General features: G+C 66.9%; 20 protein-coding genes. 13 read left to right on the top strand and 7 right to left on the bottom strand.

The window, feature by feature from the left end:
• The first annotated feature begins 12 nt into the window (after positions 1 to 12).
• The 4 genes from phoU to OLX23_RS10675 all read left to right on the top strand — a co-directional run bounded on the left by phoU (position 13) and on the right by OLX23_RS10675 (position 3,355).
• The gene (gene phoU, locus OLX23_RS10690) at positions 13 to 705 is read left to right on the top strand and encodes a phosphate signaling complex protein PhoU (protein WP_264444982.1); all 693 of its coding nucleotides are present in this window, start codon (positions 13 to 15) and stop codon (positions 703 to 705) included.
• On the top strand, positions 706 to 1,392 hold the full coding sequence (gene phoB / locus OLX23_RS10685) for a phosphate regulon transcriptional regulator PhoB (protein ID WP_264444981.1): 687 nt from the start codon (positions 706 to 708) through the stop codon (positions 1,390 to 1,392).
• Between the two features lie 95 nt (positions 1,393 to 1,487).
• Positions 1,488 to 2,489 carry an LLM class flavin-dependent oxidoreductase gene (locus tag OLX23_RS10680; protein ID WP_264444980.1) on the top strand — a complete coding sequence of 334 codons (1,002 nt, stop codon included), beginning with the start codon at positions 1,488 to 1,490 and terminating at the stop codon, positions 2,487 to 2,489.
• A gap of 113 nt (positions 2,490 to 2,602) precedes the next feature.
• Positions 2,603 to 3,355 carry an IclR family transcriptional regulator gene (locus OLX23_RS10675; protein WP_264444979.1) on the top strand — a complete coding sequence of 251 codons (753 nt, stop codon included), beginning with the start codon at positions 2,603 to 2,605 and terminating at the stop codon, positions 3,353 to 3,355.
• A gap of 3 nt (positions 3,356 to 3,358) precedes the next feature.
• Here OLX23_RS10675 and OLX23_RS10670 read toward each other — a convergent pair whose 3' ends face one another.
• From OLX23_RS10670 to OLX23_RS10650, 5 genes are all read right to left on the bottom strand, one after another.
• Positions 3,359 to 3,859: a nuclear transport factor 2 family protein gene (locus OLX23_RS10670; protein WP_264444978.1), complete on the bottom strand. Its 501-nt coding sequence runs from the start codon at positions 3,857 to 3,859 to the stop codon at positions 3,359 to 3,361.
• A gap of 84 nt (positions 3,860 to 3,943) precedes the next feature.
• A complete protein-coding gene (gene ppk2, locus OLX23_RS10665; protein WP_264444977.1) occupies positions 3,944 to 4,723 on the bottom strand; it encodes a polyphosphate kinase 2 in 780 nt (259 codons plus the stop codon).
• An 11-nt stretch (positions 4,724 to 4,734) separates the two neighbouring features.
• Complete coding sequence (locus OLX23_RS10660) at positions 4,735 to 5,544, bottom strand: undecaprenyl-diphosphate phosphatase (protein ID WP_264444976.1); 810 nt, start codon at positions 5,542 to 5,544, stop codon at positions 4,735 to 4,737.
• 95 nt (positions 5,545 to 5,639) lie between these two features.
• A complete protein-coding gene (locus OLX23_RS10655; protein WP_264444975.1) occupies positions 5,640 to 7,787 on the bottom strand; it encodes a M13 family metallopeptidase in 2,148 nt (715 codons plus the stop codon).
• A 62-nt stretch (positions 7,788 to 7,849) separates the two neighbouring features.
• Entirely contained in the window at positions 7,850 to 9,703 is a 1,854-nt protein-coding gene (locus OLX23_RS10650) for an ABC transporter transmembrane domain-containing protein (protein WP_413629818.1), read from the bottom strand.
• 164 nt (positions 9,704 to 9,867) lie between these two features.
• Between OLX23_RS10650 and OLX23_RS10645 the strand changes: the two genes are divergently transcribed.
• The 6 genes from OLX23_RS10645 to OLX23_RS10620 all read left to right on the top strand — a co-directional run bounded on the left by OLX23_RS10645 (position 9,868) and on the right by OLX23_RS10620 (position 15,480).
• The gene (locus OLX23_RS10645) at positions 9,868 to 11,112 is read left to right on the top strand and encodes a polyhydroxyalkanoate depolymerase (protein WP_264444974.1); all 1,245 of its coding nucleotides are present in this window, start codon (positions 9,868 to 9,870) and stop codon (positions 11,110 to 11,112) included.
• A gap of 114 nt (positions 11,113 to 11,226) precedes the next feature.
• Positions 11,227 to 11,925 (top strand): murein L,D-transpeptidase catalytic domain family protein, encoded by a 699-nt coding sequence (locus OLX23_RS10640; protein WP_264444973.1) that lies wholly within the window; start codon positions 11,227 to 11,229, stop codon positions 11,923 to 11,925.
• Positions 11,926 to 12,090: 165 nt separating this feature from the next.
• Positions 12,091 to 12,627: a TetR/AcrR family transcriptional regulator gene (locus OLX23_RS10635; RefSeq protein ID WP_264444972.1), complete on the top strand. Its 537-nt coding sequence runs from the start codon at positions 12,091 to 12,093 to the stop codon at positions 12,625 to 12,627.
• Between the two features lie 48 nt (positions 12,628 to 12,675).
• On the top strand, positions 12,676 to 13,659 hold the full coding sequence (locus OLX23_RS10630) for an XdhC family protein (protein WP_264445673.1): 984 nt from the start codon (positions 12,676 to 12,678) through the stop codon (positions 13,657 to 13,659).
• Positions 13,656 to 14,228, top strand: coding sequence for an NTP transferase domain-containing protein (locus OLX23_RS10625; RefSeq protein ID WP_264444971.1), 573 nt, complete (start codon positions 13,656 to 13,658; stop codon positions 14,226 to 14,228). The genes OLX23_RS10630 and OLX23_RS10625 overlap by 4 nt, the downstream gene beginning before the upstream one ends.
• Before the next feature lie 106 nt (positions 14,229 to 14,334).
• Positions 14,335 to 15,480: a 12-oxophytodienoate reductase gene (locus OLX23_RS10620; RefSeq protein ID WP_264444970.1), complete on the top strand. Its 1,146-nt coding sequence runs from the start codon at positions 14,335 to 14,337 to the stop codon at positions 15,478 to 15,480.
• A gap of 50 nt (positions 15,481 to 15,530) precedes the next feature.
• Here the strand turns inward: OLX23_RS10620 and OLX23_RS10615 are convergent, their stop codons facing one another.
• Positions 15,531 to 15,668, bottom strand: a complete 138-nt coding sequence (locus OLX23_RS10615; RefSeq protein WP_264444969.1) for a hypothetical protein — start codon at positions 15,666 to 15,668, stop codon at positions 15,531 to 15,533.
• A gap of 154 nt (positions 15,669 to 15,822) precedes the next feature.
• Positions 15,823 to 16,536, bottom strand: a complete 714-nt coding sequence (locus OLX23_RS10610; RefSeq protein WP_264444968.1) for a TetR/AcrR family transcriptional regulator — start codon at positions 16,534 to 16,536, stop codon at positions 15,823 to 15,825.
• A 176-nt stretch (positions 16,537 to 16,712) separates the two neighbouring features.
• Here OLX23_RS10610 and OLX23_RS10605 point away from each other — a divergent pair, with 176 nt between their 5' ends.
• The 3 genes from OLX23_RS10605 (at position 16,713) to OLX23_RS10595 (ending at position 19,909) form a co-directional block, all read left to right on the top strand.
• Positions 16,713 to 17,594, top strand: a complete 882-nt coding sequence (locus OLX23_RS10605; protein WP_264444967.1) for a TauD/TfdA dioxygenase family protein — start codon at positions 16,713 to 16,715, stop codon at positions 17,592 to 17,594.
• 28 nt (positions 17,595 to 17,622) lie between these two features.
• Positions 17,623 to 18,714 (top strand): LLM class flavin-dependent oxidoreductase, encoded by a 1,092-nt coding sequence (locus OLX23_RS10600; protein WP_264444966.1) that lies wholly within the window; start codon positions 17,623 to 17,625, stop codon positions 18,712 to 18,714.
• A gap of 232 nt (positions 18,715 to 18,946) precedes the next feature.
• Positions 18,947 to 19,909, top strand: coding sequence for a TauD/TfdA dioxygenase family protein (locus OLX23_RS10595; protein WP_264444965.1), 963 nt, complete (start codon positions 18,947 to 18,949; stop codon positions 19,907 to 19,909).
• Positions 19,910 to 20,074 lie beyond the last annotated feature (165 nt).

Below are 20,074 nucleotides of genomic sequence, written 5' to 3'. Positions count from 1 at the left end.
GGGGAAAGCACAATGGCAGAACATACCGTCAAGGCATTCGACAGCGAGATCAGCCAGCTCCGCGGCCTCATCGCCGAAATGGGCGGCCTCGCCGAAGTCGCGATCCGCGACGCGGTCGACGCGCTCGCCCGGCACGACGAGGACAAGGCCAAGCAGATCGTCGCCGCCGACGCGCGGATCGACGCGCTCGAGGCCGAGGTCGATCGGCTCGCCGTCCGCGTCATCGCGTTGCGCGCACCGATGGCCGACGACCTGCGCGACGTCATTGCCGCGCTCAAGATCTCGGGCGTGATCGAGCGCATCGGCGACTATGCCAAGAACATCGCCAAGCGCGTCGGCCACATGGAAGGCCGCGCCAAGATCGGTCCGCTGACCCTGGTCCCCGCCATGGCCGAGATCGCGCAGGGCATGGTCCGCGACGTGCTCAACGCCTATGGCGCGCGCGACAGCCTGCTGGCGATCGAGGTGATCAACCGCGACGAGAAGCTGGACAATTTCTACAACAGCCTGTTCCGCAACCTCGTCACGCACATGATGGAGAACCCGGCAACGATCTCCAGCGCCGCGCAGCTGCTGTTCGTGGCGCGCAATCTCGAGCGCATCGGCGACCACGCTACCAACGTCGCCGAGATGGTCTATTTCGCCGCGACCGGCCAGTACTTCTCCGAGAAGGATGGTCCGCGCGACACGAGCGGGGTGATGTAAATGAAGCCGTCGATCCTGGTCGTCGAAGACGATCTCGCGCTCTGCGAACTGCTCACCTGGAACCTCGGCGCCGAAGGCTACGAGGTCCGCTCGACCGGCGACGGCGAGGAAGCCCTGCTGATGGTGCGCGAACAGGCGCCCGACGCGATCATCCTCGACTGGATGATCGAGCAGGTCCCCGGCATCGAGGTCTGCCGCCAGCTCCGCAAGGACAAGGCCACCGCCCGCGTGCCGATCCTGATGCTCACCGCGCGTGGCGAGGAAGAGGACCGCATCCGCGGTTTCAAGACCGGCGCCGACGACTACGTCACCAAGCCGTTCAGCCCGCGCGAGCTGATGGCCCGTGTCGAGGCGCTGCTGCGCCGCAGCCGCCCCTCGCTGGCCGGCGACGTGCTGGTGTTCGGCGACCTCGAGCTCGACTTCGCCTCGCACCGCGTGCGCCGCAAGGGCGAGGCGCTGCACCTGGGCCCCACCGAGTTCAAGCTGCTGCGCTACTTCATGGAGCGCCCGAACCGCGTGCTCTCGCGCCAGCAGATCCTCGACGGCGTCTGGGGCATGGATTCTGACATCGACGAGCGTACGGTCGACGTCCACATCCGCCGCCTGCGCAAGGCGATCAACCGCGACGGCGAGGCCGACCCGATCCGCACGGTCCGCGCCGCCGGCTATTCGATGGACGCTTCGTAAGCTCATCCTCCCCGTGTCGGGGAGGATTTGACAAGCCCACCGCTCTTCCCATACCGCGCCTGTAGAACACCTGTTCAGCAGGCGGGAGAGCGTCCATGTCCAAACTGACCTTCGGCTATCTCTACGATTTCCGGAATCCGCCGCAATGGCGCCGTCCGTGGGAGCAGCTTTACGCCGAGACGCTCGACGTCATCGCCGAGACCGAAGCGCTCGGCTTTCAGGGCGCCTGGCTGCCCGAGCATCACCTGGCCGAGGACGGCTATCTGCCTTCGCCGCTGGTCGCGCTCGCTGCGGTGGCCGCGCGCACCAAGACCATGCGGATCGGCACCGGCATTGCGCTCGCGCCGCTCTACAACCCGGTCCGCTTCGCCGAGGATGCGGCGCTGGTGGACATCCTCTCGAACGGCCGGCTCGATCTCGGCCTCGCCATCGGCTACCGCAAGCGCGAGACCGACGCGATGGGCGTGGACTTCACCAAGCGCGGCGCCCGCTTCGACGAATTCCTCGAGATCGTCACCCGGCTGTGGGCCGGCGAGACCGTCGACTTCGCCGGCAAGCATTTCCAGATCGAGGGTGCGCAAGTGCGTCCGCCCGTGTCGCGCGGCGGCATCCCGCTCTACCTGGGCGGCTTCGCGGAAAAGGCGCTCGAACGCGTCGCGCGCTATGCCCAGGGCTATGTCGGCAGCCCCGACGTCTGCGACATGTACGTCGAGAAGCTGCGCGAACAGGGCAAGGACCCGGCTTCGGCGCGAATCCGCGTCACCGGCCTGACCGTCGTCGTCGCGCGCGATCCCGAGGCGGCGATGGCCGAACTCGCGCCGCACTTCCTTCACGTCAACAACAGCTACAGCGAATGGAACGCCGAGGACCAGGCGCTGGGCATGCACGGCATGAAGGTCAAGACGCTTGAGGAATACAAGGCCAGCGGCGATCTGCAGATCCTGACGCCCGAAGCGGCGATCGCCATGTTCAAGAAGATGCAGGCGCGGATGCCGCTCGAGCACTTCATGATGGCCATGCCCGCCGGCCTGCCGCCCGAACGCTTCCTGCACTACGCCAGGGACTTCGCACAGGACGTGCTGCCCGCTTTCGCCTGAGAGCAAGCCGCGCGCTTGCATTCCCCGCCCCGCTCCGCTCTACCGACGCGATGGGGGTCACGCCGGGAACACGCACGCCGACCGATGAGCGCGGGTCGCAGTCGCCGCAGTCGGTGACGCGCGTCATCCGCATTCTTGAGGCGCTCTGCACGAGCCCAGGGCCGATGAGCCTGGCCGATCTCGCGCGCACCCTCGGCGCGCCCAAGTCGAGCCTCGCGGCGCTGCTGCGCGGGCTGGCCGAAGAGGGCTTCGTCATGGCCGCAGAGGGCGCCTGGCAGCTCGGCCCCGGCGCCTTCGGCCTGTCGAGCGCGCTGCTCGAAGCGCGGCGCCGGCTGCAGAGTTCGGACCTCGTGCGCGAAGGCATGCGCCGGCTGGCCGAGCGCTGCGGCGAGACCGTGCTGTTCGGCGTCGGCGACGAGGACGGCGAGACCTTGACCTATGTCGACGTGATCGAGAGCCAGAAGACCGTGCGCTTCATCGTGCCCGTCGGTGATCGTCGCCCGCTCTACTCGACCGCCGGCGGCCGCGCGCTGCTCGCCGCGGGATCCGAGGACGCCCTGCGCCGCTATCTCGATCGCGTGAAGCCCGAGGCCTTCACCGCCGAGACCCTGACCGGCAAGCGCGCGCTCGTCGACGCGATCGCCACCGCGCGCGGGGCCGGCGTCGCGCAGACGATCGACCAGGCCTCCGAAGGCGTCACCGGCACCGCCGCGGCGATCCGCGACGCCGCGGGCGGCGTGCTCGGCGCGCTGATCGTCGCCGCGCCGAGCCTGCGGCTGCAGGACCGGCTCGACGAGCTCAAGCGGCTGGTCCGCGACGAGGCTGCGACGATCTCGCGCAGCCTCGGCTATCGGGCCCCGGCCTGACGCCTACTTCTTGGCGTTGAGCGCCAGCATCAGCTTCATGAAGTCGTCCTCGCCGATCAGCGCCTGCTTGGGCGCGAACAGGGTGAACAGCCAGTGGCCGTCGGCCTGGCGGCGGCACTCCATCAGGCCGTCGGCAATCGCCGAGGGGCTGCCGAGGCCTTGAACCGGCGCCGGGCCTTCACCCGCGAAATTCATGTTGGTGAAGAACAGCGTCGCCTTGTCGGCATCGGCCTCGTCGAACACCACGCGGACATTGGTGAAGATGTGACGGCCCGTGCGCTGGCCGTCCTTCTGGTACTTCTTCACGTTCTCGTTGCGCGTGTCGTAGAAGCCCTGGATCGCCGTGCGTCCCTCAACGTTGATGCCGCCCGTGCGGAAGGCACCATCCTCGGCATAGTAACGGCCGACCTTCTCCGAACCGTGGTCGAGCTCATAGGCGAAATCGTAGAGCATCTGCTGGAGCTCGAAAGCCGCGTGCAGCTGCTCGGCGGTGAATTTGCGCATATCTCTCTCCCTGGGAAATCGGCCTCTCCGGTACCATAACTGCGACCCATCGGGCTGACGAGAGGCCCCTGTGCGCCCGAGCGATCAATCGATCGGATAGGGCTTGATCGGCTCGAGCTTGTCGAAGCGCTCCTCGCCCGGCTTGCCGCCGAGCGGCTTGAATTCGACGTCGGGCGCGTCGACCTTCTTGTCGGGCAGGCGATCGAGAAAATCGCGGATCACGGTCAGCCGGCCATGATGCTGGTCGTTGAAATCGACCAAGGTCCACGGCGCCTGCTTGGTGTGCGTCGCCTTCAGCATCGCCTCGCGCGCCTTGGTGTAATCGTCGTATTTCTCGCGCGCGACGAGGTCGATCGGCGAGAGCTTCCAGCGCTTGAGCGGATCCTCGGCGCGCTCGCGCAGGCGCTCCTCCTGCTCGGCCTGGTCGCAGGTCAGCCAATACTTGAACAGCAGCACGCCGTCCTGGACGAGCAGCTTCTCGAACTTGGGGGCCTGATCGAGGAAGCCCTCGACCTGCTCCACCGTGGCGAAGCCCATGACCTTCTCGACCCCCGCGCGGTTGTACCAGGAACGGTCGAACAGCACGATCTCGCCCGCGGTGGGCAGGTGCGCGATATAGCGCTGGAAATACCACTGCCCCTTCTCGGCATCGCTGGGCTTGCTCAGCGCGACGACCCTGCACTGGCGCGAGTTGAGATGGCTGGCGATGGCGTTGATCGCCCCGCCCTTGCCCGCGGTGTCGCGACCTTCGAACAGCACGACCACGCGCGCACCGGTCGCCTCGGCCCAGCGCGCCATGGCAACCAGTTCTTCCTGCAGGGGTTCGAGCAGCTCGAGGTATTTCTTCTTCTTGAGCTTGCCCATGAACCCTCTCCTTATCGGCTGAGCAGGACCACCGCGAGAATGCCCGCCGCGATGCGGTACCAGGCGAATGGCGAGAAGCCCGAGCGGCTGACGAAGGCAACGAAGGCCTTGATCACCACCAGCGCGACCACGAACGAGACGACGAAGCCGATCGCGATCTCGTTCCAGCCGACCGGGCCGAGCCCGCCGGCCAGCGCATGGCGATTGTCCCACAGCTCGAGCGTGGTCGCGCCCATCATCGTCGGCACGGCCAGGAAGAAGCTGAATTCGGCGGCGGTGCGGCGCTCGATGCCCATGGCCAGCGCGCCCATGATCGTCGCGCCCGAACGGCTGACGCCGGGGATCATAGAAATGCACTGGAGCAGGCCGACGCCTAGCGCCTGGCCCACGGGCAATTGCGCGACGCCGGTCGGACCACCGGGCTTGGCCCAGCGCTCGATGCCGAGGATCGCGATGCCGCCCAGGATCAGCGCCCAGCCGACCACGACCGGACTGCCGAGCAGCACGTCGATGTAGTCCTTGAGCGCGAGCCCGAGCACGGCCGAGGGGATGAAGGCGACGAGCAGGTTGCGCACGAAGGCGACGCTCATCGGCTGCCAGCGCAGCAGGCCCGTGCCCACCGCCCAGAAGGTCCGCCAGTACTGCACGAGCACCGCCAGGATGGCGCCGAGCTGGATGACGACGTTGAACACCTTCCAGGTGTCCGCATCGTATCCGAAGATCTCGGAAGCGAGAATGAGATGCCCGGTCGAGGAGACGGGGATGAATTCGGTGAGGCCCTCGACAATGCCGAGGAGGATCGCGGTGAGGGTCAGGTCCATGCGCGTGCGGTGATGAAGGACCGCGCGACCAAGTCAAGTTTCATTGCGTTAATGTAGCGCCGTCCCGAGGCATGCCTGGGACGGCGCCGAGACCTTTACCAGATGCGCACGCGCTGCTCGGGCGGGAGATAGAGCTTCTCGCCCGGCTTGACGTCGAACGCCTTGTACCATTCGTCGAAATTGCGGACGATGCCGTTGATCCGGTACTCGCCGGGCGAGTGCGGATCGGTGACGAGGAACTGGCGCGCCTGCTGTTCGCGCGTCTTGCCGCGCCAGACCTGTGCCCAGCCGAGGAAGAAGCGCTGGTCGCCGGTGAAGCCATCGATCACCGGCGCTTCCTTGCCGTTCAGCGAGAGCTTGTAGGCGCGATAGGCGAGGCTGAGCCCGCCGAGATCGCCGATGTTCTCGCCGAGAGTCAGCTGGCCGTTGATGCAGGCCTTCTCGCTGCCGGGCTTGGTCCCGTCGAACGGGCAGAAGGCGTTGTACTGGCCGACCAGCTTGCTCGTCAGCGCCTCGAAGGCGGCCTTGTCCTGCGGCGTCCACCAGTCACGCAGGTTGCCGGTGCCGTCGGACTTGGCGCCCTGGTCGTCGAAGCCGTGGCCCATCTCGTGGCCGATAACCGCGCCGATGCCGCCATAGTTGACCGCCGGGTCGGCCGAGAGCGCGAAGAACGGCGGCTGCAGGATCGCCGCGGGGAAGACGATCTCGTTGAAGGTCGGGTTGTAATAGGCGTTCACCGTCTGCGGGAACATGAACCACTCGGCGCGATCGACCGGCTTGCCGAGCCGCGCCATGCGGAAATCGGTGTCCCACTTCGCCGCGGCGAGGCGGTTGGCCAGCGGCTTGGTCGCGTCGATCACCAGGCCGTCGTAGGTCTTGTAGCTGGCCGGCGCGCCGATCTTCGGGGTGAAGGCGTCGAGCTTGGCCTCGGCCTCCTTGCGCGTCTCGGGGCCCATCCACTTGAGATCGGCGAGGTTGAGCGCCATCGCCTTGCGCAGGTTGGCGACGAGATCGTCCATCGCCGCCTTGTTCGCGGGCGGGAAATAGCGCTCGGCGTAGACCTTGCCGAGCAGTTCGCCGATCTGGCCTTCGACCGCGCTGATGCCGCGGCGCCAGCGCGCGCGCTGCACGGGCTGGCCGCCGAGCACGGTGCCGAAGAAGGCGAACTGCGCGTCGTCGATGTCCTTGGGCAGATAGGCCGCGTGGTCGCTGAGGAAGTGCGCGGTCAGATAGGCCTTCCAAGTATCGATCGGCGTCGCGGTGATCAGCTTGAGCGTCGCCGGCACGCCGCCGCCGAGCTTGGTCTTCTGATCCTCGGGCGAGATCTTGGCCGTGGCCAGTTCCGCGGCCGTCGGCGGCATCTGCGGCACGATCACCTCGGTCGCCGCGCCCGCGCCGGCATCAGTCAGGAACTTGCGCACGAGGCCCGGCGCCATCGCGTCGAGCTCGGCCACGGTCAGCTTGTTGTAGGTCAGGTCGCGGTTGCGCTGGAGCGCGCGATCCCAGTTCTCACGCGCCATCGCGGTCTCGAGATCGAACACCGACTGCGCGGCCACGCGCGCGTTGGCATAGCCGGCCTTGCCGAGCATCAGGGTCAGGAAATCGAGGTACTTGGCGCGAATGTCGCGGAACTTGGGGGTGTCGGCCAGGTAATAGTCACGGTCGGGCAGGCCCAGGCCGCTCTGGCCGAGGTAGAGCGCGTAGATGTCGCTCTGCTTCTCGTCGGCATCGACACCCGCGCCGATCGGCGATTGAACCCCCGGCGTCGCGAACAGCGTCATCAGATCGTCGGTGGTCTTGGCCGCAGCGATGCGATCGAGCATCGGCCGCGCCGGCGCGAGCCCCGCCTTGTTGATCGCGGCCGTGTCCATGAAGGCCTTGTAGGCATCGGCGACGCGCGCTTCGGCCGTGCCCCGCGCGGGCTTGCTCGCGGTCAGCTGGTTGAGGATCGCGTGCAGCCGGTCCTCGGACAGGTCGCGCAGGGTGATGAAGGCGCCGATCCGCGTCTTGTCGGCGGGCATCGCGGTGACGTCGTCCCACTTGCCGTTGACGTAGCGGTTGAAGTCGTCGCCGGGCTTGGCGGCGGGGTCGATCCACTGGGTCTGGACGCCGAACTTGCCCCAGTCCTCCTTGGCAGGCTGGGCCGCGGCGGGCTTCGCGGGCGTCTCGGCAAAGAGCGGCGCGGAGAGCGCCAGGGTGGAAACGGCGGTAACGGCCAGGACGGCGCGGCGGATCAAGGGCATGGGGACTCCCGGTAAGGTGCGGAAGCCAGGCTACCTAGACTGCCTTGCCCAAGGCAAGGAGGTCATTCGACGGACGAAAACTGTCGTTCGTCGAATTGCAGCGAGGCCAACCGGGCATAAAGCCCGCCCGCACCGCTCAGTTCCTCGTGCGTGCCCTGCTCGACGATCCGGCCCTTGTCCATGACGACGATGCGGTCGGCCTGGCGCACGGTCGACAGGCGATGCGCGATCACCAGGGTGGTGCGGCTGGCCATCAGCCGGTCGAGCGCGTCCTGGACCAGCCGCTCGCTCTCGGCGTCGAGCGCCGAGGTGGCCTCGTCGAGCAGCAGGATCGGCGCGTCGCGCAGCAGCGCGCGGGCAATGGCGATGCGCTGGCGCTGACCGCCCGAGAGGCGTGCGCCGTCCTCACCCAGGAAGGTGTCGAGGCCTTCGGGCAATTCGCGCAGGAAGGTCTCGGCATTGGCCGCGCGTGCGGCATCCCAGATCGCCTCGTCGCTGGCGTCCCACTTGCCGTAGCGCAGGTTGTCGCGCGCCGAGGCGGCGAAGAGCACGCCTTCCTGCGGCACCAGCGCCATGCGCCGGCGCACCTCGGCGGGATCGGCCGAGACCAGCGGCACGCCGTCGAGCTTCACCGTGCCCTGGTGCGGATCGTAGAAGCGCTCGGCCAGCTGGAAGATCGTCGACTTGCCCGCACCCGAGGGACCGACGATCGCCACGGTCTCGCCCGGCTCGACCGCGAGGCTGAAATCGACCAGCGCCGCGAATTCGGGACGCGAGGGATAGCGAAAGGTGACGCGCTCGAAGGCGAGCTGGCCGCGCGGTTCGGGCAGGATCGTCGGCTTGGCCGGCGGTGCGATCGTCGGCTTCTCGTTGAGCAGCTCGTTGAGGCGGCTGGCGGCACCGGCGCCGCGCAGCAGATCGCCGTAGACCTCGCTCAGCGAACCGAAGGCACCGGCAACGAGGCCGCCGGTCAGCACGAAGGCGGCGATCGTGCCGCCGCCGATCGCGCCCGTGGCGACCGCCAGCGCGCCGCGCCACATCAGCAGGACCAGCGCGCCGAAGATCAGCACCATGATCGTCGCGGTCATCGCCGCGCGCGTGGTGATGCGGCGCTTGGCCGTGGCGAAGGTCCGCTCGACCTCGTCGGCGAAGCGCGCGCGCTCGCGGCCTTCCTGGTTGAACGCCTGGACCACGCGCACCGCGCCGAGCACTTCGGCGGTCAGCGCGCCGATGCCGGCGACGCGGTCCTGGCTGGTGCGCGAGACGTTGCGCAGCCGCCGGCCGAACCAGACGATCGGCACGACCACCAGCGGAATGCCGATGAGCAGCCCCAAGGTGAGCATCGGCGCGAGGAAGAACAGGTAGATCACCCCGCCGACACCCGTGATCAGGTTGCGCAGTGCGACCGATACGGTGGTGCCGACCACGGTCTCGATGATCGCCGTGTCCGAGGTCATGCGCGAGGAGATTTCCTTCGGGCTGTTCGCCTCGAAGAAGCTCGGCGCCAGGCGCAGCAGGTTGTCCTGCACCTTGAGCCGCAGGTCGCCGACCACGCGCTCGCCGAGCCAGGACACGTAGTAGAACCGCACCGCCGTCGCGATGCCGAGCACGACGACGATCATCAGCAGGTAGTAGAAGGCGTGGTCGATCGTCTCGACCGCAGCATTGGGCACGAAGGCCTGATCGATGATCGCCTTGAACCGCGCGGGAATGGCGATCGTCGCCGAAGAGGTCGTCAGCAGCGCCAGCAGCGCGATGACGATCTGCTTGGGATAGGCCAGCGTCAGCTTCCAGATCATCCGCAGCGGGCCGAGCGTGCGCGCGGGCTTGCCTTCCGGCAATTTCACGGACTCGTCCGCCGGATCCTGGCTTTCGGCGGAAAGCGGCGCTTCGGGCTCGATACTTTCGGCGGTCATCGGGCGCCCTTACAACCTGTCCGGGCCCAGGGAAAGCGTGCCCCGCACAAGCCGGCGGACAAGGCAGCGGAGAAGCCTGAGCCTGATACGGCGCAGGTAAAAATGCCGCATTGCACAATCAATGACGAAGGCCCAAATTATGGGCATGTTTCAGGAGTCGTACCTTGCTCTATAAGGCCTACGAGTTGCAGCGCGCCATGCTGACCGGCGCCAGCGTCTGGGCGTCCGTCACCTCGGAAATGCTCGCCAACCCGCTGTCGCCGTTCGGCGCCTTCGGTTTCGGCTCGGTGATGTCCTCGGCACTCGACGTCTTCGCCCATGCCGCCGCGCCGCGCGGCAAGCCCGCCTTCGACATCGAAAGCGTGACCGTCGACGGCCAGAAGCACGCCGTGACCGAGGCGATCGTGCTGCACCGCCCGTTCGGCAACCTGCTGCGCTTCAGCCACGACGGCCTCGCCGCCGATGCGCCCAAGCTGCTGATCGTCGCGCCGATGAGCGGGCACTATGCCACCCTGCTGCGCGGCACCGTCGCGCGCATGGCCGAGCGTGCCACCGTCTACATCACCGACTGGGCCGACGCGAAGACCGTGCCGCTCGAAGCCGGGCGCTTCGATCTCGACGACTACATCGACTACCTGATCGGTTTCCTCGAGCATATCGGCCCGAACACCCATGTGATCGCGGTCTGCCAGCCTTCGGTGCCGGCGCTCGCCGCCACCGCCATCATGGGCGCCGCCGACAATCCCTGCCGGCCGAGCACCCTGACCATGATGGGCGGCCCGATCGACACGCGCGAGGCGCCCACCAGCGTCAACGACCTGGCGACGACCCAGCCCTATTCGTGGTTCGAGAACACCGTCATCGCGACGGTACCGGCAATCTATCCGGGCGCCGGCCGCAAGGTCTATCCGGGCTTCCTCCAGCTCGCGGGCTTCATGTGGCAGAACATCTCGTCGCACATGATGAGCCACTACCAGATGTTCGAGCATCTGGTCGCAGGCGACGAGGACAGCGCCGATTCGACCAAGGCGTTCTACGACGAATACCGGTCGGTCTGCGACATGACCGCCGAGTTCTATCTCCAGACGATCGAGCACGTGTTCCAGCGCCACTCGCTGCCCAAGGGCGAGTTCCTGCACCGCGGCAAGCCAATCGACCTGTCCGCGATTCGCGACACCGCGCTCCTCGCGATCGAGGGCGAGAAGGACGATATCTCGGGCATCGGCCAGACCAAGGCCGCGCTGACCCTGGCCTCCAAGCTGCCCGCCGGCCGCAAGAAGTACCACCTGGCGCCCGACGTCGGCCACTACGGCATCTTCAACGGCAGCAAATGGCGCAAGGCGATCGCCCCCGTGGTCGAGGACTGGATGGCCCAGCACGACAAGGCACGCCTGAAAGTCGTCGCCTAACCAGCCCTTCGCAGCCGGGACGCGCGGCAATTCCGTTCAGAAGCGGAACCGCTTTCAATCCGATATGGCGATTTCTTCACATTCTCCCTATATCGGAGTTCTATGTCGGCGGGTTTGAAGCGACGCGATGTCATCAAGGGCGGGCTCATCGGAGCTGCGGCTCTGGCCGTGCCTGCGCGCGCGCTGGCCGATCCGCTGGGCGACGCGTTCGATAGCGCCTTCGTTCCACCGGCTGCCCCCACCGCCGTTCCGACGCCCGCGCTCACGGTTCCGGCCGTGCCCGAACCCAACCCCGCCTACGAGCGCCGCGTGCTCGAGATCGCGCAACGCGAAGTCGCTCGCGCCGGTAACACCGTCTGGCGCCGCGACATTGCCGGCATCGCCGATTTCGCCCGCCCCTCGTCGCTGCCGCGCTTCCATTTCGCCAATCTCGAGAACGGCACGGTGCGTTCGTTCCTCGTCGCCCACGGTCGCGGTTCGGATCCCGAACACGACGGCTGGCTCAAGCAGTTCTCGAACGTGCCCGGCTCCGAAGCGACATCGCGCGGCGGCTACCTCACCTGCGAGTGGTACAAGGGCAAATACGGCACCTCGATCCGCCTGGTCGGGCTCGATCCCGACAATTCGCTGGCCCTGCCGCGCGCGATCGTCGTCCATCCGGCCTGGTACGTCGATCCGTCGATGGTTTCGAAGTGGGGCAAGATCGGCCGCAGCGAGGGCTGCTTCGCCATGGCGCCCGGCGATTTCAACGAGGCGCTCTGGCACCTCTCGGGCGGTCGTCTGCTCTATGCCGATCGCATCACCTTGGCCTGAAAACGCCTCGGGAACGTCGTCCTCGCGATAATGTCCATGATTTGAACTGGATTCTCGCGGTGCGCCCGGCTGCGAATCGACACACGCGAAGACCAATGTTACGGCCATCTTATGCAAGGAGCCGTCAGTCGTATCAGCAAGGAAGGGCCCAGCGATGCCCGTCAGGTGCGCTCGCGCAACGCGCTGACCGGCGCCCTGCTCGAACTGCTTGAGGAAAAGCCGTTCGACCAGCTGACCATCCGCGAGATTTCGGCGCGTGCGGGAACCGGCTATGCCACGTTCTTCCGCCATTACCCGACCAAGGAAGCCCTGCTGAGCGACGTCGCCTCGGAAGAGATCGCCGACCTGCTCGGCCGCACCTTGCCGGTGCTCTACGATTCCAACAGCTTTGAATCGACCCGCGCGCTGTGCGGCCACGTCGCCGAACATCGCAATCTCTGGGCCGCGCTGCTGACCGGCGGCGCCGCCAGCATCGTGCGCGAGGAATTCATCCGCCAGGCCCGCCAGCTTCCGCGCGACATGGTCGAGAAGAAGTCCTGGCTGCCCGCCGACCTCGGCGTGGTCTATGGCACCGGCGGAACGATCGACCTGCTCGCCTGGTGGCTGTCGCAGGACGACGTCTATTCGCCCGAAGAGATCGCCGCGATCCTCAATCGCCTGATCATCGCTCCGCTCATCAGCAACGAACGTTCTCCCGCTTAGGCATGGGCCGCCTTGTCGTTCTATGAGACGGTACATATCATAGACGTGATGATCGAAGACGACGTGATTGCCGATGCCGACTGGCCCCTGTTCGGCTGGAGCGATGACGTGCGCCCGATGCTGGCACGCGCGCTTCTCGCCGGTCGTCCCGCCGCGCTGGCCACGCTCTACAAGGTCGAGGGCAGCGCTCCGCGCGGGCCCGGCGCGCAGATGCTGTTCGATGGCAGCCAGGCCAGCGGCTATTTCTCGGGCGACTGCATCGAGGGCGACGTCGCCCGCCACGCAGCCGAAGTGCTGGCCAGCGGCGTGCCGCAGCGGCTGCACTACGGCATGGGCAGCCCCTGGATCGACATCCGCCTGCGCTGCGGCGGCGCGCTGCACGTCCTGCTCGAACGGATCGATCCCGGCAGCGCGGCGGCGCGCGCCCTGCTCGACAACGCGCGCGAGCGACGCTCCTGCCTCTGGTCGACCGACGGCAGCGATCAGCAGGTGCTGCCCGGCGACGACGCCCCCCTGCTCTCGTTCGCGCAGGATCCCTTGCGGATCCAGCGCCGCTACGATCCCCCACGGCGGCTGATCGTCTCGGGCGGCGATCCCGGCGCGCTGGCCCTGGCCCAGCTCGCCGCCGACGCGCAGTTCGAAACCTTGCTGCTGCGCCCCGGCGGACCCGACGGCCCCTCGCCCTTCGCCAAGGTGGAATACCTGCGCGGCGAACCCGCCGCGCTCCTGCCCGAACTCGGCGTCGACCGCTGGACCGCCTATGTCGGCGCGACGCATGAGGATCACCACGATCTCGGCGGCTGCCTCCACGCTTTGCGCCACGGCGCCGGCTATGTCGCGATGATCGGCGCCAAGTCGCGCGCGCCGGCGCGGCTGGCGGCGCTCGAAGCCGCGGGTGCGACGGCGGAAGACCTGGCCCGCCTGCACCTCTCGCCGGGCATCGCCGGACTGGGCAAGGCCCCCTGGGAAGTCGCCGTGGGAATTCTGGCCGAAGTCATGCAGGCGCTGAATCCGTCGCGGGAACGCGCGTGAGCCAATCCCTGGCCGCAGTGGTACTCGCGGCGGGAGCCGCGCGGCGATTCGGCGGCGACAAGCTGTCCGCCCCGTTCCGCGGCGAACCTCTGCTCCACCATGCGATCCGCACCGCGCGTGCGGCACCGGTCGAGCGTGTGATCGTCGTCTGCAGCGATCGCGTCGATGTCGGCGACTGGCCGGGTGGTCCTCCGGTCGACACCGTCCGCATCGCCAGCACCGCGCTTTCGGAGTCGCTCCAGGCGGGCGTCGCCGCGGCGGGCGAGGTTGACGGTATTTTCGTCTTCCTCGGTGACATGCCGCTGATCCCGCACCATGTCGCCGGTCGCCTCGCGACCGCTCTGGACGACCACTTCGCCGCCCTGCCGCGCCACGCGGCAAAGAACGGCCATCCCGTCCTGCTCTCGGCGCGCGCCTTTCCCGAGATCGCCCGGCTGACCGGCGACGAGGGCGCCGGGCGCCTGCTCAAGCAGCGCGACGACCTGGCTTTCGTCGAGGTCGCCGACGACGGCATCCTGCTCGACGTCGACCGCGCCGAAGACCTCGCGAGACTGCAGGCGCGGACATAGTCAAGCGGCCCCTCGCCCCAAGCCTCTCGACATCGGCTGAACATCTGTACAAATTGCCGGCGAACGCGCCCACCAAAAGGCGCGAATGACGATTCCCGGAGAGCCCATGACCGATTTCAGCGGCCTGTTTACACCGTTTCAGCTCGGCAAGTTCACCCTGCCCAACCGCTTCGTATTTCCGCCGATGGGGCTCGAAGTCTGCGAAGGCGGCATTCCCGGCGACGACGCCGCCGAATACTATGCGCGGCGCGCGCAGGGCGGCGCCAGCCTGGTCATCACCGAGGGCGCCTATATCGATCACCCCTCGTCAGGCGACAATCCGCTGCTCGGCCGCTTCCACGGCGACGACGCCTGGGACGCCTGGCGCAACGTCGCCACCAAGGTCCACCGCGAAGGCGGTATCTGCGTGCCCGAGCTCTGGCATGTCGGGCTGATCCCGAGCGGCCCCGATCTGCTCGCCGGCAAAGGCATCGTCTTCCGCCCCGAACTCGGCCAGGTCAGCCCTTCGGGCTATATCGCGCCGGGACAGAAGGTCACCGACGGCATGACCCAGGCCGAGATCGACGAGGTCATCGCCGCCTATGCGCGCGGCACGGCCAAGGCGGTCGAGCTCGGCTTCGACGGCATCGAACTGCATGGCGCGCATGGCTATGTCATCGACCAGTTCCTGTGGAAGGAACTCAACCACCGCAACGACCGCTATGGCGGCAGCCCGCGCGCGCGCGGCCAGTTCGCCGCCGAGGTGATCCGCGCCTGCCGCGAACAGCTGGAGCCCGGCATGCCGATCATCATGCGCATGTCGTTCTGGAAGATGGCCGATTTCAACGCGCGCCTCGCAGACACCCCGCAGGAGCTCGAGGAACTGCTGGCGCCGATCGTCGATGCCGGGATCGAGCTGTTCGACTGCTCGCAGCGCCGCTTCTGGGAACCGACCTACGACGACAGCGACCTCAACCTTGCCGGCTGGGTGAAGAAGGTGACGGGCGTGCCCACCTGCACGATCGGCTCGATCGGGCTCGAGATGGATTTCATCGCCAGCCTCAGCGCGGACACCACGGCGGAGCTGGACCTCAAGCGTCTGGACGACCTGATGCGGCGCTTCGATCGCGGCGATTTCGATCTGATCGCGGTCGGCCGCGCGATGATCGCCGAGCCCGACTGGCCCACGCTGGTCCGCGCCGGCGCCTTCGATCAGCTCAAGCCCTTCGCGACCAGCCTGATGGCCGATCCGCTGATGGCGCATGTGAAATAGGGAATGTGAGGCGCCTTGCAGGCGCCTCAAGGCCTGGCCGCGTTACGAGGTCAGAGCAGGTAGGTCTTGAGCGGGGCGGTTTCGCCGCCCAGCGATAGCTGCGAGAGCGAGAACCAGCGACGCGGGCTGCCGTTGACGCCCTCCAGTCGCGCATGGTCGTCCTTGATCGCCAGGACCCGGCGCAACATCCGTTCGCCTTTGGCGAAAACGATCGATCCAATTTGAATTTGCCGCATGGCGCTTCCTCCGAGTCGATTAACCTAAGATAAACCATGCCGGATCAATCTCAAGCGACTCAGTAGACTTTCCACCCCGCCTCGCGCACGGCCCGTCGCGCGCGTGTCAAACGCCGTCACGCAGCTTTTTATTCAAGGAATCCAACGCCTCGGCCACGTCCTCAGCCTGGGCCTTGAGCCGGCGGTTCTCGCGCTCGATCAACCCCTGATCGCGTGCAGGCAAGGCGCCGTGCAGGAACAGACGCACGCAGTAGCGCGTGTGGCGGTCGATCGATTCGTCGTCGAACGCGACGCCCCAGGCAGCCGTGCTGGCCGGACCACCGACGACGAGATGGAGGAAGGCCAGCGCCGCCTCGTCGGCCTCGGGCGCAGGCGCATCGCCAGGCAGCAGGCGGCGGCGGAACAGGTCGGCGAGATAGGCCAGCGTCGGTTCGGTGCCCATGCGCGTGTTGGCCGCGGCGATCTCGGGCATCGATACCGAAACCGCATTGCTGAGCCGCAGCAAGCGCAAACCCGCCGGGCTCAGGATATTGGTCAGCAGCATCTGCGCGATCGCCAGCAGGCTCTTCTCCAGATCCTCGACCTCGGCCGCGCGCAATCGTTCGGGCGGCACCATCCACTCGTCGATCGCGCGCGCCAGCGCCGCCTTGAACAGCGCCTCCTTGTCGGCGTAGCGCGCATAGACCGTGCGCTTGGCCATGCCCGCCGCGGCGGTGATCGCATCGATGCTCGTGCGCTCGAAGCCGTGTTCGAGGAACAGGTCGAGCGCGATGTCGAGCAACTGCTCGTCGCTGAGCGTCGGCCGGCCGGGCCGACGCACTTTCGATGTCTCCGCAACTACCATGCCGACACATTGAAACGATGCAAGTGACTATTCAAGCCGATTTCGCGAAAAATGCCCTCGACGGTATCATAATCGCCTGCTATTGAAACGAACACGGTAACAAATGATCCGCAGTCGATTCGGCGAGACGGATAGGAAGAGGATGCCGAACCATGGCGCTTTCATCGGTCGATCTGTCCCCGCGCATGGGATCGCAAGTGACGATCGCCAAGGCCGACCTGCTCAGCGGCGCGCACGCGCAGGAGATCCGCGCGCTACTCGACGCGCGCGGCGTGCTGCTGTTCCGCGGGATCGCGCCCGATGATGCCGAACTGCGCACGATCTCGCGCAGTCTGGGCGACCTGCGCCTCGGCGCCTCGAAGCGCGGCGCCGACGGGCGCACGCTCAACGAGGGCGAGGAGGGCGTGATGAAGATCTCGCTCGATAGCAAGGTGAACCCCGACTACGCGCGCTTCCTGCCGGGCAACCACCTCTGGCACATGGACGGCACCTACGAAGCGATCCCGCCGCTGGCGACGCTGTTCACCCCGTTCAAGCTGTCGCAGACCGGCGGCGACACCTGCTTCGCGAGCACCTATGCCGCCTTCGAGGACCTGCCCGAGGCCGAGCGCCAGGAGCTCGAGCAGCTGCGCGTGGTCCACACCATGCAGGCCGCGCTGTTCCCGGTGATGCGCGACGTCACGCCCGAGGAATTCGCGGTCTGGTACTCCTACCCGCAGCGCTCGCACCCGCTGGTCTGGCACCACCGCTCGGGCCGCAAGAGCCTCGTGCTCAGCACCTCGGGCGCCTACATCGAAGGCATGGCCCAGGCCGAGAGCCACGACCTGCTCGAACGGCTGATGCGCCACGCGACCCAGGACCAGTACGTCTATCGCCACAAGTGGCAGCTCGGCGACCTCGTCATCTGGGACAACACCGGCGCCATGCACCGCGTCCTGCCCTTCGACCGCGAAAGCGGCCGCGAATTCCACCGCGCCACCCTGAATGGCGAGGAACCCATCACGTCGACCAGCGAACGCCTGGTCTCGGCCTGAACATCAAAAGATTCGAGGAGAGAACGTCATGCAGATCGGTGTCCATCTTGGCTTCCAGAACCTCCACGGCATGCCCGACATGGAGTTCTTCCGGAAGGAAACACAGATCGCCATCGAGGCCGAGGCCATGGGCTTCGACTTCGCGGCGATGGTCGAGCACCACTTCACCGACTACGCCGCCTGCCCCGATCCGCTGCAGGCGCTGTCCTACGTCGCGGCCAAGACCAAGACGATCAAGCTGATGCCCGCCGCGGTGATCCTGCCGTGGAACGATCCCGTCCGCGTGGTCGAGAAGGTGGCGATGCTCGACTCCCTGTCCGAGGGCCGCGTCATCCTGGGCATGGGCCGCGGCGCCGCACGCCGCGAGTTCAACGGCTTCCGCAAGGACATCGCCGACAGCCGTGAGCTGTTCGACGAGGCTGCACTGATCATCATGGACGGGCTCGAGACGGGTACGGTCAAGGCCAATACCAAGCACTTCCAGCAGCCCGAGGTCGAGATCCGGCCGCGTCCCGAGGGCTGGACGCGCGACCGCATGCTGATGGTCTCGATGTCGCCGAGCTCGGCCGAAGTCGCCGCCGAATACGGCCTCAAGGCATTGCGCTTCAGCCAGGGCGACTGGTCGCACTCGATGAAGGAAATCAACGCCTACCGCTCCACCTTCGAGGCCAAGCACGGCCAGAAGGCCCCGCCTTTCGTGATCTCGGACTTCGTCGTCTGCGTCGACACCGAGGAGCAGGTGGCCGAATACACCGACGAGTATTTCGCCAAGCAGTTCTACCAGGTCGCCAACCACTACGAATGGGGCGGCGAGCACTTCAAGAACATGCCGTCCTACGCGACCTACGTCGCGCTCGGTGATGCGATGAACGCTGCCGGCGGCCCCGAAAAGGCCTACAAGGACTACATCGGCGGCAACCTGATCGGCACGCCCGAGCAGTTGATCGAGAAGGATGCGATGCGCAAGGCGACCGTCGGCGACTACGACATCATCGCCAACTTCTCCTACGGCGGCATGTCCTACGACCGCGTCTACGACCAGATGAAGCGCTTCGCCGACAAGGTCATGCCCAAGCTGCGCGAGAGCGCGGCCACACCGGAGCTGGCACAGGCGCAATAAGGCGTTCGGGGGGAAGCCCCCCCTCTTGGCAACCGATATCGTCACCCCGGGCTTGACCCGGGGTCCCGCTGCCTTCTCCACCGTTGCGGTAAAGCGGGATCCCGGGTCGAGCCCGGGATGACGGGGCGAGGGAAAGGAGGGGGCTGGCCGACGGGTGTGTCCTATTTCGTCAAGGCAAGCCCCTCGCTTTCGTGATAGGCGCTGGAAAAACATGCGAACCCAGGAGAATGCCATGACTCTCGACGTGAGGCCGCTGACCGAAGGCCGCGCCTTCGGCGCCCGCATCGGCGGGCTGACGCTCGCCCAGACGCAGGATCCCGCGATCCGCGCCGAGATCAATGCGGTGTTCGAAGCCAAGGGCGTGATCGTCTTCGAGGACGTCGAGCCGACCGCGCAGATGCACATCGCGCTGGGCGACGTGTTCGGCCCGCTCAAGGATCATCCCAACAAGGCCACCCCGCGCGTCGATCAGGATGCGATGCCCGGCGTCATCGACATGGAATGCAAGCCTTTCGAAGGCACCCGCCTCGCGATCGGCGGGCAGGAACTCATGCAGTGGCTGCCCTGGCACTTCGATCACGCCTACAACAACGAACTCAACCGCGCCGGTGTGCTGCGTTCGATCCAGGTCCCGCCCGAAGACGGCCTGACCGGCTTCGTCGACGGCATCGAACTGTACGAGGTCCTGTCGCCCGACCTGCGCGACGCGATCGAAGGCACGAACATCCTCTACCGGATGAACGTGATCATGGAAAACTTCCACTTCGGTGCACCCGACGGCTACCGCGTGATCGCCGAGAACGCCCACGCCTATCCCGTGATGGAAGCGGCCGCCGACGTTCCGCGTGCGGTGCATCCGTCGGTCTGGACCCGGAGCACGGGCGAGAAGGTGCTCCACGTCTCGCCATGGATGGCCGAAGGCATCGAGGGCAACGAGAGCCCCGAAGGCAATGCCCTGCTCCAGGCGGTCTGTGCCGAGATCTTCGAGAAGGCCCAGGCGCTGTCCTATTTCCACAAGTGGAAGCCCACCGACATGCTGATCTGGGACAACTGGCGCGTGCTCCACGCGGTCAGCGGCCACGATCCGCAATACGGCCGCCGCATGCAGCGCACGACGATCAAGGGCGACTACGGCCTCGGCTACTTCGAGAACGGCGCGACGAATACGAACAAGATCGTCGAACGAGCTTATTGATCCAAGATCCTCCCCTGCAAGGGGAGGGGGACCGCCGGCGCAGCCGGTGGTGGAGGGGTGCCCCGCTACCGAGAGGGTGACACCCCTCCGTCAGTCGCTTCGCGACTGCCACCTCCCCTTGCAGGGGAGGATTCATCATCTCAGCTTTCAAACGAAAAAGGGCGA

The sequence above is a fragment of the Novosphingobium sp. JCM 18896 genome (genome assembly GCF_025938095.1).
Classification (GTDB): domain Bacteria; phylum Pseudomonadota; class Alphaproteobacteria; order Sphingomonadales; family Sphingomonadaceae; genus Novosphingobium.
Note: the sequence above shows the minus strand (reverse complement) of the source record. Positions and strands in the feature narration are given on the sequence as shown.